This is a genomic window from Kitasatospora sp. NPDC002543 (assembly GCF_053594915.1).
In genome coordinates this window covers 84,930-98,446 of record NZ_JBSFWR010000003.1, presented here as the reverse complement: position 1 = coordinate 98,446, position 13,517 = coordinate 84,930, and the positions used below count along the sequence as shown (strand labels likewise).

11 protein-coding genes and 1 riboswitch are annotated in these 13,517 nt (G+C 73.6%); of the genes, 2 read left to right on the top strand and 9 right to left on the bottom strand.

Features of this window, described 5'->3' with window-relative positions:
• Nucleotides 1-180: 180 nt before the first annotated feature.
• The 4 genes from ACWD4P_RS02505 to ACWD4P_RS02490 all read right to left on the bottom strand — a co-directional run bounded on the left by ACWD4P_RS02505 (nt 181) and on the right by ACWD4P_RS02490 (nt 3,491).
• The gene (locus ACWD4P_RS02505; protein WP_449778363.1) at nt 181-930 is read right to left on the bottom strand and encodes a cobalt-precorrin-6A reductase; all 750 of its coding nucleotides are present in this window, start codon (nt 928-930) and stop codon (nt 181-183) included.
• Nucleotides 930-1,691: a precorrin-4 C(11)-methyltransferase gene (gene cobM / locus ACWD4P_RS02500; RefSeq protein ID WP_449778292.1), complete on the bottom strand. Its 762-nt coding sequence runs from the start codon at nt 1,689-1,691 to the stop codon at nt 930-932. The genes ACWD4P_RS02505 and cobM overlap by 1 nt, the downstream gene beginning before the upstream one ends.
• Nucleotides 1,688-2,986, bottom strand: coding sequence for a precorrin-6y C5,15-methyltransferase (decarboxylating) subunit CbiE (cbiE, locus tag ACWD4P_RS02495; protein ID WP_449778291.1), 1,299 nt, complete (start codon nt 2,984-2,986; stop codon nt 1,688-1,690). The genes cobM and cbiE overlap by 4 nt, the downstream gene beginning before the upstream one ends.
• 61 nt (nt 2,987-3,047) lie before the next feature.
• Entirely contained in the window at nt 3,048-3,491 is a 444-nt protein-coding gene (locus ACWD4P_RS02490) for a gamma-glutamylcyclotransferase family protein (protein WP_449778290.1), read from the bottom strand.
• A 131-nt stretch (nt 3,492-3,622) separates the two neighbouring features.
• On the opposite strand from ACWD4P_RS02490, the gene ACWD4P_RS02485 reads away from it, so the two are divergent.
• Entirely contained in the window at nt 3,623-4,792 is a 1,170-nt protein-coding gene (locus ACWD4P_RS02485) for an EamA family transporter (protein ID WP_449778289.1), read from the top strand.
• Nucleotides 4,793-4,911: 119 nt separating this feature from the next.
• Here ACWD4P_RS02485 and ACWD4P_RS02480 read toward each other — a convergent pair whose 3' ends face one another.
• The 5 genes from ACWD4P_RS02480 to ACWD4P_RS02460 all read right to left on the bottom strand — a co-directional run bounded on the left by ACWD4P_RS02480 (nt 4,912) and on the right by ACWD4P_RS02460 (nt 11,569).
• On the bottom strand, nt 4,912-5,475 hold the full coding sequence (locus ACWD4P_RS02480; RefSeq protein ID WP_359817293.1) for an EF-hand domain-containing protein: 564 nt from the start codon (nt 5,473-5,475) through the stop codon (nt 4,912-4,914).
• Nucleotides 5,476-5,726: 251 nt separating this feature from the next.
• Complete coding sequence (locus tag ACWD4P_RS02475) at nt 5,727-7,493, bottom strand: dipeptide ABC transporter ATP-binding protein (RefSeq protein ID WP_449778288.1); 1,767 nt, start codon at nt 7,491-7,493, stop codon at nt 5,727-5,729.
• A gap of 14 nt (nt 7,494-7,507) precedes the next feature.
• Nucleotides 7,508-8,500 (bottom strand): ABC transporter permease, encoded by a 993-nt coding sequence (locus ACWD4P_RS02470; RefSeq protein WP_449778287.1) that lies wholly within the window; start codon nt 8,498-8,500, stop codon nt 7,508-7,510.
• Between the two features lie 142 nt (nt 8,501-8,642).
• The gene (locus ACWD4P_RS02465; RefSeq protein WP_449778286.1) at nt 8,643-10,409 is read right to left on the bottom strand and encodes an ABC transporter substrate-binding protein; all 1,767 of its coding nucleotides are present in this window, start codon (nt 10,407-10,409) and stop codon (nt 8,643-8,645) included.
• Nucleotides 10,410-10,588: 179 nt separating this feature from the next.
• The gene (locus ACWD4P_RS02460) at nt 10,589-11,569 is read right to left on the bottom strand and encodes an ABC transporter permease (RefSeq protein ID WP_449778285.1); all 981 of its coding nucleotides are present in this window, start codon (nt 11,567-11,569) and stop codon (nt 10,589-10,591) included.
• Between the two features lie 304 nt (nt 11,570-11,873).
• Nucleotides 11,874-11,970, top strand: a riboswitch (ZMP/ZTP riboswitch).
• Nucleotides 11,971-11,990: 20 nt separating this feature from the next.
• On the opposite strand from ACWD4P_RS02460, the gene ACWD4P_RS02455 reads away from it, so the two are divergent.
• A complete protein-coding gene (locus ACWD4P_RS02455; protein ID WP_449778284.1) occupies nt 11,991-13,448 on the top strand; it encodes a glycine hydroxymethyltransferase in 1,458 nt (485 codons plus the stop codon).
• Nucleotides 13,449-13,517 lie beyond the last annotated feature (69 nt).

Here is a 13,517-nt window from a genome sequence, read left to right as displayed (position 1 = left end):
GGACGCGCCCCACCTTTTCCCGGTGTGCTCCGGCCATGTCCCGGCTCCGCCACCGTCCGGTCATGGGCCGCCGAGGCGGCGCACGGGTTGAGGTCGGTTCTGCAGGCCGAGCACCGTACGGAGGAGCAGGCGAACGGCCGCCACCACTTCGGCGGCGACCATCCGTAACGGCATTGGCAACTACCGTAGTTGTTCCAGCCAGTGCAGCGCGCCGGGGACGTCCGGCACGACCGGGACGCCGTCCGGTACGGGCGGGCGCTCCACGATGACGACGGGCAGGCGCAGGCCGCGGGCGGCGGTGAGTTTGGCGGAGGTCGCGGCGCCGCCGCTGTCCTTGGTGACCAGGACGTCGACGTCGTGCCTGCGCAGCAGCGCCTGCTCGCCCTCGATCGTGAACGGGCCGCGGTCCAGCAGGACTTCGAACGAGGGCGGCAGCGGCGGCTCGGGCGGGTCCACCGAGCGGGCGAGGAAGTGGACGCCGTCCAGGTGGGCGAAGGCGGCGACGCCCTGCCGGCCGATGGTGAGGAAGACGCGTTCCCCGCGCCGGGGCAGGAGCTCGGCCGCCGCGGCGAGGGAGGGGACGGGGAGCCAGTGGTCGCCGTCGACGCGGGTGAAGCCGGGGCGGCGCAGTACCAGCAGGGGGACGCCGGTGGCGGCGGCCGCGAGGGCGGCGTTGCGCGAGATGCCGGCGGCGAACGGGTGGGTGGCGTCCACCACCGCGTCCACGCGTTCCGTGCGCAGCCAGTTCGCCAGGCCCTCCGCTCCGCCGAAGCCGCCGATCCGCACCTCCCCGGCGGGCAGCCGGGGTCGGGCGACCCGGCCGGCCAGCGAGCTGGTGACCCGGTGTGCGGTCGGGGCCAGTTCGGCGGCCAGCGTGCGCCCTTCGGTGGTCCCGCCGAGGATCAGGACGTGCCGCGACGCGTGCCGCATCACGCCCCGCAGGGCTCGTGCGGGCGCTCGCGGTCCGCCGAGTAGAGGTGGCTGTCGCGGAACTGCTCGGCGGCCAGGGTACGGCCGACGATGATGACGGCGGTGCGGACCACGCCCGCGGCCTTGACCTGTTCGGCGATGTCGCCGACGGTGCCGCGCAGCACCAGCTCGTCGGGGCGGCTCGCCATCGCGACCACGGCCACCGGGCAGTCGGCGCCGTAGTGCGGGAGCAGCTGCTCGACCACGTCGTCCACGTACCCGGCGGCCAGGTGCAGCACCAGCAGGGCGCCGCTGCGGCCGAGGGTGGCGAGGTCCTCGCCCTCGGGCATCGGGGTGGCGCGCTTGGCGATCCGGGTGAGGATGACGGTCTGGCCGACGGTGGGGACGGTCAACTCCCGCTTCAGCGCGGCCGCGGCGGCGGCGAAGGCGGGCACGCCGGGAACCACCTCGTAGGGCACGCCGGCGGCGTCCAGGCGGCGCATCTGCTCGGCGACGGCGGAGAAGACGGACGGGTCGCCGGAGTGCAGCCGGGCCACGTCCTGTCCGGCCTCGTGGGCGGCGACCAGCTCGGCGGTGATCTGGTCCAGGTTGAGCTGTGCGGTGTCGATCAGGCGGGCGCCGGGCGGGCACTCGGCCAGCAGCTCGCGCGGGACCAGGCTGCCGGCGTACAGGCAGACCTCGGCGCGGGCCAGGATGCGCTGGCCGCGCAGCGTGATCAGGTCGGCCGCGCCCGGGCCGGCTCCGATGAAGTGGACGGTCACGAGGCGTTCTCCTGAGGGGTGTCGGACATGGCGGCGTCGGGCTTGACCGCGTCGTGCCCGGCGGTGTCGGGTTCGGCGGCGTCGGGTTTGACGGCGGCCCACTGGGTGACCGGCATGGCCTGGCGCCAGCCGGTGAAGCCGCCCACCGGGACGGCGTGGGCGACGGCGAGCTTGACGAGCTCCCCGCCGTGGCGCCGGTACCACTCGGTGAGCAGTGCCTCGGACTCCAGGGTCACGGTGTTGGCGACGATCCGGCCGCCGGGGCGCAGCGCGGCCCAGCAGGCATCCAGCAGGCCGGGCGCGGTGAGGCCGCCGCCGACGAACACGGCGTCGGGGGAGGGGAGTTCGGCGAGTGCGGCGGGGGCCGGGCCGGTCACCACGCGGAGTCGGGGCACGCCGAGTGCGGCGGCGTTGCGGGTGATCCGCCCGGCCCGCGCCGGGTCGCGCTCGATGCTGACGGCCCGGCAGTCGCGGTGGGCGCGCAGCCATTCGATGGCGATCGAGCCGGAGCCGCCGCCGACGTCCCAGAGCAGTTCGCCGGGGGAGGGTGCCAGCGTGGCGAGGGTCGCCGCGCGGACGTGGCGCTTGGTGAGCTGGCCGTCGCTCTCGTACGCGGCGTCGGGCAGGCCGGGGACGACGGAGCCGCGGGGGCCGTCGCCGAGGTCCACGGCGATGACGTTCAGCGGGTCGCCGGGCGGGTGCGGCCAGCCGTCGGCGGGGCCGTCCAGGTGGCGTTCCGCGGGGGCGCCGAGCTGTTCGAGCACCCGCAGGCGGGCGGTGCCGTAGCCGCGGGCGGTGAGCAGCCCGGCGACGGCGGCCGGGGTGGCGGCGTCGGCGCTGAGCACCAGCAGGCGGCGGCCGGGGTGGAGGGCGAGCGCGAGGGTGTCCAGCGGGCGGCCGACCAGGCTGACGACCTCGGTGGCCTCCAGCGGCCAGCCGAGCCGGGCGCAGGCGTAGGAGACGGAGGAGGGGTGCGGCAGGACGCGCAGGCGCTCGGCGCCGACGGTCTCGGCGAGGGTGCGGCCGATTCCGAAGAACATCGGGTCGCCGCTGGCCAGGACGGCGACGCGGCGGCCCGCGTGGGCGGCGAGCAGCCCGGGGACGGCGGGGCGCAGCGGGGACGGCCAGGGGACGCGTTCGGCGGTGGTCTCGTCGTGGGGGAGCAGGTCCAGCTGGCGGGGGCCGCCGATGACGACCTGGGCCTCCCGCAGCGCGGCCCGGGACGCGGCGGCGAGGCCGGGCCAGCCGTCGGCCCCGATCCCGACGACGGTGATCGGGGGTGGCAGCTCGGGCACCGGGTGGCTCCTCGTCGTTCGAATGGGCCAATGAGTATAAAAGTTAATCGGCCGGGGCAGCCTACCTGGCGGTTCGTCCCTCGCCGGCGCCCCAGTCCCCGGACTCGATCAGCGCCGGCTGTTCCCGCAGCCGCGCCGCGGCCCTCGGCCCGGCGAGGTAGACCCAGGCGTCCCGCAGCTCGCCCGGCGCCGTCCGCACCGCCAGCCGCCGCCGCACGTACAGCCCGGTCCCGTCCGGCCGGCAGTCCTCCAGGCGGTCCAGGGTCTCCAGGGCTCCGGCGTACGCGCCGGGGCGTACGGTGACGAGCTCACCGAGGACCCGGCGCCCGGGCGCCGGGTCAGGCACCGCGTACGGGAAGCCGGGGCCCTCGTGCAGGGCGGCGCCTTCCAGCTCCGCCGGCCGGATGTCGGCGCAGCGCCCGGCCAGGTGGACGGCGTGATTGCGGCCGCCGCTGCGCAGGGTGCCGTACACGAAGAACGGCAGGGCCTCCTCGGATGCGGACACGGGTTCGACCTCCTCGACGGGAGCGCCCACGGTACGTCCTGCGGTCCGGTTCCTGATACCGACTGGCGCGCGGGGCCGTTCATGCGCTGTCATGTCGAGTGTTCGGCCAGCACCGTCCGAGGGGGACACACATGACATCGCCTGCTTCGCCCGCCCAGCCGGCCGCGACCCCCGGCTCAGCCCCCGACACCCCCGCCATCACCTCAGCCTCCACCGCCGGCGGGGCCGTGACCGACGCCGCGGCCGCGGCCGAGTCCACGGCCGTCGCCATGGCCGAGGCCGAGTCCACGGCCGTCGCCAAGGCCAAGGCCGGTGCCCGTCTCGGCGGCGCGGTCTGGCTGGCCCTCCTGGTGGTCTACATCGTCTGGGGCTCGACCTACCTGGCGATCCGGATCGCGGTGGAGACGATGCCCTCCTTCCTGTCCGCCGGCGCCCGTTTCGTCACCGCCGGCCTGCTGCTGGCCGGCTTCCTCCTGGTGCGCCAGGGCCCGGCCGGGCTGAAGGTGACCGGCCGGCAGCTGGCCTCCTCCGCCCTGGTCGGCGTGCTGCTGCTGACCGGCGGCAACGGCATGGTGGTCCTGGGCGAGACCTCCGTCCCCTCCGGCCTGGCCGCCCTGCTGGTGGCCGCGGTCCCGCTGTGGATGGTGGTGCTGACGGCGGTCGGCGGCGACCGTCCGAGGCCGGCCGAGCTGGCCGGGGTGCTGCTCGGGCTGGTCGGCCTCGGGGTCCTGTCGGCCCCGGCGATCGGCGGGTCGATCCAGCCGGGCGGTGTGATCCTGATCATCTGCGCCACCCTGACCTGGGCGCTCGGTTCCTTCGCGAGCAAGAAGATCCCGATGCCCGGCAACGTGCTCGCCGCGAGCGCCTACCAGATGCTGGCCGGGGGCCTCTGCAACCTGCTGATCGGACTGGTCCGCGGCGAGCAGCGCGGGCTGGACCTCGGGGCGTTCTCCGGCCGGTCCTGGCTGGCCCTCGTCTACCTGGTGCTGTTCGGTTCGCTGCTCGCCTTCACCGCGTACGCCTGGCTGCTGCGCGCCGCCCCACTGACCCTGGTGGCCACCTACGCGTACGTGAACCCGGTGGTCGCGGTGCTGCTGGGCTGGCTGATCCTGGCCGAGCCGCTGACCGGCCCGACCCTCGCGGGCGGCGCGATCGTGGTGGCGGGCGTCTGCCTGGTGGTGAGCGTCAGCCGGCGCCCGGCCCGCCGGAAGCCGGACCCGGCAGGCCCGTCCGCTTCGTCCGCCTCGTCCGCCGCATCCGTCTCCTCCGGTTCGTCCGGGGAAGGAGCCACCCGCTCGTAGCCGAGCACGGGCGCCCCCGCGCTCCGGTGCCCGGTCGAAGCCGGCGGGTGCGTCCATGCCGGGCCACCCCCACGCTTCCGGCTCGTGGGGGTGGCCCGGCGGCCGGACGGCCGGACGGCTCAGAAGGTGTAAGGGGGCTTGCCCGTCCACCAGTTCCCGGGCGCCTCGGGGTCCCGGCTGGTCCAGAACTCGATGATCGCGCTGGTGAACTCGACCGCGGAGAGCACGCCGTCGCCGTCGGCGTCGAGGTGGCGGAAGGCCTCGTCGGCGTCGTCGCGGGAGAGGCCGGCGAAGTGGCCGCGCTGGAAGACGAAGAACTCGCCGGCGTCCACCGTCCCGCTGCGGTCGGTGTCGGCGACGGAGAGGAAGGCCCTGGCGAGGGCACCGAGGATCTCCTGCGCGGACTCCGGGTCGTCGGCGAGGGAGCCGGTCGAGGTGACGAACTGCTGGCGGGTGATGGCCTCGGTGCCGGCGGGGAGCCGGGCGAGGTGCAGGTCGTGCCAGGTCGTCAGGTAGGCGCGGACTATCACCGCCTCGGCCTCGGAGCCCTCCTGGTGGCCGAGGGAGCGGGCCACCGAGAGGCCCATCAGGACGTGGTCCCGTTCGGTGAGCAGGCCGTCCCCGTCGGTGTCGAGGTGATCGAAGCCGTGGTTGATCTTTGCGATGAGCAGGTCGTCCGACAAATGTGCCCCCTCGGTTGGTGATTCCTTTTCGTCTCCTACGTCACATCGCCTGCACGCTAGCGCCTTGAGCCGGACCGGCGCAGCCGAACGAACGCCGAACGACCTGCCCGTTCACGCCGCAACGCCCGCCGCGCCGCCCGCGGAGCCCCGTGCTCCGCCCCCGCGGAGCCGCCCGCGGAGCTTCCCGTTCCGCCCCGGCCCGGCGGAGATGTTCACCCGTCTCGGTGCACCGCTGCTCAGCGCACCACCGCTCAGTGCACCGCCGCCAGCAGCTCCCTCGTGTACTCGGTGTGCGGCGCCTCGAACAGCTGGTCCCGATCGGTGGACTCGACCAGCCGGCCCCGGTGCATGACCGCCACCCGGTCGCAGAAGTGCCGGACCACCGCGAGGTCGTGGGAGACGAACAGGAAGGCGACGTCCAGCTGTTCGCGCAGCTCCATCAGCAGGTTGAGCACCTGGGCCTGCACCGACACGTCGAGCGCGGAGACCGGTTCGTCGGCGATGATCAGGCGCGGCTGCGGGGCCAGGGCCCGGGCGATGCCGATCCGCTGGCGCTGCCCGCCGGAGAACTCGTGCGGGTAGCGGTCCAGGTGCCGGGCCTCCAGCCCGACCTGCTCCAGCAACTCGGCGGAGCGCTCCCGCCGTTCGGCCGGGCCCAGCGGGGTGTGCAGGCGCAGCGGGGTGTCCAGGGTCTGGGCGACGGTCCGGCGCGGGTTGAGCGAGGCGTACGGGTCCTGGAAGACCAGCTGGATCTCCCGGCTGAGCCGCTTCCGCAGCTCCCGGTCCGGCCGGGTGACGTCCTGGCCGTCGTACAACACCCTTCCCCCGGTGGGGGGTTGCAGTCCGGCCAGGACCCGCGAGGTGGTGGACTTCCCGGAGCCGGACTCGCCGACCAGCCCGAGCGTCTCGCCGGGGGCGATCCGCAGGCCGACGCCGTCGACCGCCCGGACCGGCTCGGCCCGCAGGCCGGGGAAGCGCCGCCGCCCGGGGAAGCGCACGGACAGGTCCTCCACCTCGACCAGCCACCGCTCGGGCCGCCCGGCGGGCCGCGGCCGGAAGGTCCGGGCCGGCACCGGCTCCTCGACCGTCGGCAGGGCGGTGCCCGGCACCGAGTCCAGCCGGAGCGCCGCGCCCACCAGTGCCCGGGTGTACGGCTCGCGCGGCGCGGCCAGCAGTTCGGCGGTCGGCGCGGACTCGACCTCCCTCCCGCCGCGCAGCACCAGCGTGCGGTCCGTCGTCCCGGCGACCACGCCCAGGTCGTGGCTGACCAGCAGTACCGCCGTTCCGTGCTCGCGCTGCAACTCGCCGAGCAGGTCGAGGACCTGGCGCTGGACGCGGGCGTCCAGGGCGGTGGTCGGCTCGTCCGCGATGATCAGCCGGGGGTCGTTCATCAGCGCCATCGCGATCATCACGCGCTGGCGCATGCCGCCGGAGAACTGGTGCGGGTAGTCGCGCGTCCGGGCCTTCGGGATACCGACCCGGTCGAGCATCTCGGCCGCCCGCCGGGCCGCCTCGGCCCGGCCCGTGCCCGGGTGGTGCAGCCGGTACATCTCGGCGAGCTGGGCACCCACGGCGTGGAAGGGGCTGAGCGAGGTGAGCGCGTCCTGGAAGACCAGCGCCGCCGTTCCGCCCCGCACTCCGCGCAGCGCGGACTCCCCGGCGCCGACCACCTCCTGCCCGTCCAGCCGGATCGAGCCGGTGACGGTGGTGGTGCGCGGGTCGTGCAGACCGAGGACGGCGAGCCCGACGGTCGACTTGCCGGAGCCCGACTCCCCGACCAGGCCCAGGACTTCACCCGGGGCGAGGTCGAAGGAGAGACCCTGTACGGCGGTCACCGGCGCACCGCCGCGCGGGTCGGCGAAGGCGACGGTCAGGTCGCGGACACTCAGCACCGGCTCGCCGCCCCGCGTCGCGGCGGCGGCAGCCGCCGTACTCGCGGTCGCGACGGTCCGCTCGGCGGCCCCCGGAGAAGTCGCCTCGGCCGTGCGCCCGGCGGCCCCCGGAACAGTGGATTTCATCGAAGGACTCCCCATCAGCTCAGCCGGACACGCGGGTCGAGCCAGGCGACCGCGAGGTCGGCCAGCGCGACGAACAGCACCATGAAGCAGGCGGCCAGCAGCACCGCGCCGACCACGGCGGGCAGGTCCTGCCCGGCGACGGCCTCGGCGGCGAACCGTCCGACCCCGTTCAGCCCGAACACCGTCTCGGTGATCACGGCCCCGCCCAGCAGGACCCCGGCCTCCAGCCCGATCAGCTGCACCAGCGGCCCGGCGGCGCCCCGCGAGGTGTACTTGAGGTGGGCACGCAGCCGTCCCAGGCCCTTGCCGCGGGCCGTGCGGACGTACTCCTCGTTCATCGTCTCCAGCAGCTGCGAGCGCGAAAGCCGGGCGAACACGGCGGAGTTGACGAAGCCGAGGACGAACCAGGGGAGCAGCATCCCGCCCGCCCAGGCGGCCGGGTCGTCGGCCGGCGAGGTGTAGGAGGGCAGCGGCAGCAGGCCGGTGGAGTACACCAGCAGCCACTGCGCGACGTACCCGAGGAAGTAGATCTGCACGCTGGCGCCGACCAGGGTGAAGCCGGACAGCAGCCGGTCGGTCCGCCGCCCGTGGCGCAACGCGGAGACGAACCCGGTGCCGAGGCCGAACACCAGCAGGACGGCGAGTGCCCCGGCGGTCAGCGAGAGGGTGACCGGGAGGTGGTCGGCCAGCGCCTCGGTGACCGGCTGGTGCAGCCGGTAGGAGTAGCCGAGGCAGGGGGCGGCGCAGTGGATGGTCGAGCCGTCCACGTCGCCGATGTCCCGCCCGGCGACGACCCCGACCAGGTAGTCGGTGTACTGGGTGAGCAGCGGCTGGTCCAGGCCCATGCCCTGGCGCACCGCCGCGACCTGTCCGCTGTCGCAGCGCGGGCCGCAGGCGGCGCGGGCCGGGTCGGCGGGCGCGGCGTAGAAGAGGGCGAAGGCGGCGGCGGAGACCGCGACCAGGACCGCGAGGGCCTGGGCGGTCCGCCGCAGGACGAAGGAGAGCATGGCCGATCCGGGGTCGACGGGACGGGGGAGCAGTCAGGGCGAGAAGACGAGGGAGGCGGGGGAGGGGGGAGGGGCGCAGGTGGCGGGGGCCCGCCCGCCGTCCCGGCCGTCGGGCCGTGGAACGGGAGCGGGCCCCGGGCACTCAGGACTTCAGGTACAGCCAGGCCAGCGAGACCGTCCCGTAGATCGGGTGGATGAACGCCCCGCCGACGTTGCTGCCGCGCAGCTGGTTGACGGTCGGGTAGGCGAAGGGCAGCACCGGCACGTCCTTCATCACGGTCTGCTCCAGCGCGTACAGCTCCTTGGCCTTGGCGCGCGGCTCACCGATCTGGTTGATCCGGTCGATCTCCTTGTCGACCTCCGGGTTGCGGTAGCGCGCCGAGTTGATGTCGCTGCCGGCCCGGCCGTCGAAGGAGAACGGGATCAGAGTGGAGGGGGTCGGCCAGTCGACCGAGCTGGTCTCCTCGAACAGGTCGTACGGGGAGTCGGCGCGGTGCACCTCGTCCAGGAAGGCCTTGGGGTCGACCGGCTTGGGCACGACGGTGATGCCCGCCTTGCCGAAGCCCTCGACCAGCACCTGCGCGACGCGCTGCCCGGTCGGGGTGTTCCGGTACGCGTAGGTCAGGCTGCCGGGGGCCTGCTTGGCCTTGGCGAGCTCGGCCTTGGCGGCTTCCGGGTCGCCCTCGGGCTTGACCGGGTAGAGGTCGTACTTCTGGTAGTCGATCAGCGCGGGCGAGCTGAGCGTGGTGGCCAGCTCGCCGGTCCGGGCGCCGCCCTCGACCTGACGGGCCTGCTGGCGGGGGTAGGCCAGGTGCAGCGCCTTGCGGACCTCGACGTCCGGCACCCGCTCGTTGTTGACCATCAGCTGGGTGACGAAGGCGCCCTGCCGGCCGGAGACCACCAGTTCCTTGGCCTTCGGGTCGGTGTCGGTGGTCTGGTAGAGCTCGGCGGAGAGGGTGTCGGACGCGGTGGTGGCGTTGGCGCCGCCGTCCCGCCCGGAGAGGATCTCCTGGTTGAGGTTGAGCGCCTCCTTGCCGTACGTGAAGACGAACTTCTCCGGGTACTGGCTGCGGATCGGGTCGGTCTCGGGCTTCCAGGCCGGGTTGCGCTCCAGCACCATGCGGGTGTTCTGGACGTGCTCGACGATCCGGTAGGGGCCGGTCGCGAACGGCTGCCGGTCGTAGTCCGTCCCGGTGTCCTTGTCCTTGCGCACCGGCGAGGAGGAGGACTGCGCGGCCATGTACGGGACGTCGGCCTGCGGCTGGGGGAAGTGGAAGACGATGGTGCGCTCGTCCGGGGTCTCGATCGCGTCCAGGTCGCCGGCCTGCGGGCCCGCGTACTTGGCGCGCGCCGCCTCGTAGCTCGCCTCGCCGGTGAGCCACTGCGGCCAGTACGGCGGGCCGACCTCGTAGCCCTTGCCGAAGGTGCGCTCGATGCCGTACTTGACCTCCTGGGCGGTGATCGGCTTCCCGTCCTCCCAGGCGACGCCCTGCTTGAGCCTGTACGTCCAGGTGCGTCCGCCGTCGGCCGGGGTGCCGGTGTCGGTGGCCAGGTCCCCGACCAGCTTGGCCTTGCCGTCCACGACCTGGTACTGGGTCAGCTGGCGGCCCCAGAGCAGCGAGGCGTTGTAGGTGGCGCCCGCGTAGACCTTCTGCGGGTCGAGGTGGCGGAACTCGACGCTGTTGTACACGTTCACCGTGCCGCCCGCACGGGCGCCGGGGACGGCCGGGGCGGGGCCGGCGCTCTCCTGTTCGGTGCCGAGCACGGCGGTCAGCGGGGAGGTCTCCTTGGCGGAGACCCCGGAACCGGCCGCGCCGCCGGCTCTGGTGGTGCTGCCCGCGCCGGCCGAGCAGGAGGTCGCCAGCAGGGCGGTGGCGACGACGGCGAGGGACGGTCTGGTCCAGCGCATGGCGAATCTCTCCTTGTCCCGGCGGATCGTGCCGGGACGGGCTCGGGGTTGATGGATGGGAGGAGGCGAAAGGTTTCCGCGGGCGGTGCCCGGCGGATGGTGTCCGGAGAGCTGGTGTCCGGAAGGGGGTGCCCGGCGGATGGCGCCGGCGCCCGGCGGGGTGGTGTCCGGCGGAGCCGTCAGCGGGCGGTGCCGCTCCGCGGGTCCAGCGCGTCCCGGACGGCGTCGCCGAGCAGGTTGAAGGCGACGACGAACAGCAGCAGCGCCACCCCGGGGAACACCATGTACGTCGGGTCTGCCTGGAAGACCTCGGAACCGCGCGCGATCATCCGCCCCCAGTCCGGGACGGGCTCGGTGACGCCGACGCCGAGGAAGGACAGCGCGGCCTCGGAGGCGACGAAGGTCGGCACCGCCATGGTGGCGTGCACCAGCAGCTGCGAGCGCACATTCGGCAGAAGTTCGTGGACGACGACATGGAAACGGCTCGCGCCCTGGGCCCGTGCGGACTGCACGAAATCCCTTTCCCGGAGCGAGCGGACGGTGGCCCGCAGGGAAAGTGCGAGCGGAATCCAGCCGAACGCCGAGAAAACCAGGACCAGTACCAGGAACTGCATCCACTCCGGTTCCGCGGTGCCCGGGTCGACCAGTCGGGACTGGATCACCGGACTGAGCGCCAGCAGCAGGAGCAGCGTGGGAAAGGCCAGCAGCACATTCGCGAGGAATCCGAACAGCCGGTCCGTGATCCCGCCGAGGTAGCCGACCGCGACGCCGGCCAGCACGCCCAGCGTGGTGGTCACCGCGGCGGCCGCGAAGGCGATCAGCAGCGAGGTGCGGATGCCGTACAGCAGCTGGGTGAACACGTCCCGGCCGAGACCGGGCTCCAGGCCGAACCAGAAGTCCCCGGAGATCCCGCCGTTCGGCAGCATCGGCAGGCCGCCGTCGCTGAGCAGGCCGGGGAGGTTCTGGCCGTAGTGCTCGACCGGGTTCTTCCCGTACAGCGCGGAGACCAGCGGGGCGCCGAGGGCGAGCAGCAGGAACAGGGCCACCACCGCCAGGGCGCAGGCGCCGACCCGGTCCCGCAGGATCCGGCGGAGCAGTCCGGGGTCGGCGGCGGGCGCGGGCCCGCTCGCGGTGCCTGGGACGGTGTCGACCACGGCCATGAGGCGTAACCCCCGAATTCTCCGCCGCCCCATGGGTGAGGGTGCGCTGGTGTGCATTTCCGGTACGGCGTCCGGGGTTTTCCCGGCTGCCGTTCGATCGATATTTGACCGGATGCATCCGAGGTTCCGCAAATCACCCTCGACGGTCGATCCGGTCATTCCCGCCGAACTGTTTCGGGAAATGTGGCGGCTTCATTTCGCTGAAACACTGGCGTTGCAAAAGAACGGACATAGCGGGGCGTAGTGGACTGCCCGTCCCGCATTCTGAGACCTCCGCCACAGTCCTCGCGGTGTTGGTACGATTCCGGTGGGCCGCGACTGGCGCGCAGGGATGGAATCAACCATCGGGAAGCGGCCCCGTGAATCCTCACGTGAAGTTGCCGAGCGCCTGGGCCCCCGTCATCCCCACCAGGAGACCGCCATGGCCCAGCAGCCCCACACCGCCGCCTCCGCCGCGGCCGACACCGCCTTCCGCAGCGCCCTCGACGTGATCGCCGGCGTCGACCCGCGGATCGCCGGCGCCATCGGCCAGGAGCTGGCGGACCAGCGCGCCTCGCTCAAGCTGATCGCCAGCGAGAACTACGCCTCCCCGGCCGTCCTGCTCACCATGGGCAACTGGCTCAGCGACAAGTACGCCGAGGGCACCGTCGGCCGCCGCTTCTACGCGGGCTGCCGCAACGTCGACACCGTCGAGAGCATCGCCGCCGAGCAGGCCCGGGAGCTGTTCGGCGCCGACCACGCCTACGTCCAGCCGCACTCCGGCATCGACGCCAACCTCACCGCCTTCTGGGCCGTGCTCTCCCAGCGGGTCGAGAGCCCGGCGCTGGAGCGCGCCGAGGTCCGCAACGTCAACGACCTCACCGAGGAGGACTGGGCGCGGCTGCGCCAGGAGCTCGGCAACCAGCGGATGCTCGGCATGTCCCTGGACACCGGCGGCCACCTCACCCACGGCTTCCGTCCCAACATCTCGGGCAAGATGTTCGAGCAGCGCAGCTACGGCACCGACCCGGCCACCGGCCTGATCGACTACGACGCGCTGCGCGAGACCGCCCGCGAGTTCCGTCCGCTGATCATCGTGGCCGGGTACTCGGCCTACCCGCGGCTGGTGAACTTCCGCACGATGCGCGAGATCGCGGACGAGGTCGGCGCGACCCTCATGGTCGACATGGCGCACTTCGCCGGCCTGGTCGCGGGCAAGGTGCTGACCGGTGACCACGACCCGGTCCCGCACGCCCACATCGTCACCACCACCACCCACAAGTCCCTGCGCGGCCCGCGCGGCGGCATGGTGCTGTGCCAGGCCGAGCTGGCCGAGCACGTCGACCGCGGCTGCCCGCTGGTGCTCGGCGGCCCGCTCTCGCACGTCATGGCCGCGAAGGCGGTCGCGCTGGCCGAAGCCCGCCGGCCCGAGTTCCAGGCCTACGCCCACGCCGTCGTCGACAACGCCCGGGCGCTCGCCGAAGGCCTGCTGCGTCGCGGCGGCAAGCTGGTCACCGGCGGCACCGACAACCACCTGGTCCTCGCCGACGTCTCCGGTTACGGCCTGACCGGCCGCCAGGCCGAGGCGGCGCTGCTCGACTCGGGCATCGTCACCAACCGCAACTCCGTACCGCTGGACCCGAACGGCGCCTGGTACACCTCGGGCATCCGCCTCGGCACCCCGGCCCTCACCACCCGCGGCCTCGGGACCGCCGAGATGGACGAGATCGCCGACCTGATCCACACCGTCCTGCGCGCCACCACCCCCGCCACCACGGCCAAGGGCTCGCCCTCCAAGGCCGCCTACACCCTGGACGCCGCCCTCCGCGACGCCACCGCCAAGCGCGCCGCCGACCTGCTGACCCCCTTCCCGCTCTACCCGGGCGTCGACCTGGCCTGACGGCGAACGGCGGACGGCGAACAGCGAACAGCAAACAGCGAACAGATGACAGATTTTGAAATCTGTCAT

Excerpts from the sequence above, each read along its gene's own strand:
- ACWD4P_RS02505 (WP_449778363.1), bottom strand. The coding sequence starts at position 930 with ATGCGGCACGCGTCGCGGCACGTCCTGATCCTCGGCGGGACCACCGAA.
- ACWD4P_RS02485 (WP_449778289.1), top strand. The coding sequence starts at position 3,623 with ATGACATCGCCTGCTTCGCCCGCCCAGCCGGCCGCGACCCCCGGCTCA.
- ACWD4P_RS02475 (WP_449778288.1), bottom strand. The coding sequence starts at position 7,493 with ATGAAATCCACTGTTCCGGGGGCCGCCGGGCGCACGGCCGAGGCGACT.
- ACWD4P_RS02470 (WP_449778287.1), bottom strand. The coding sequence starts at position 8,500 with ATGCTCTCCTTCGTCCTGCGGCGGACCGCCCAGGCCCTCGCGGTCCTG.
- ACWD4P_RS02465 (WP_449778286.1), bottom strand. The coding sequence starts at position 10,409 with ATGCGCTGGACCAGACCGTCCCTCGCCGTCGTCGCCACCGCCCTGCTG.
- ACWD4P_RS02460 (WP_449778285.1), bottom strand. The coding sequence starts at position 11,569 with ATGGCCGTGGTCGACACCGTCCCAGGCACCGCGAGCGGGCCCGCGCCC.
- ACWD4P_RS02455 (WP_449778284.1), top strand. The coding sequence starts at position 11,991 with ATGGCCCAGCAGCCCCACACCGCCGCCTCCGCCGCGGCCGACACCGCC.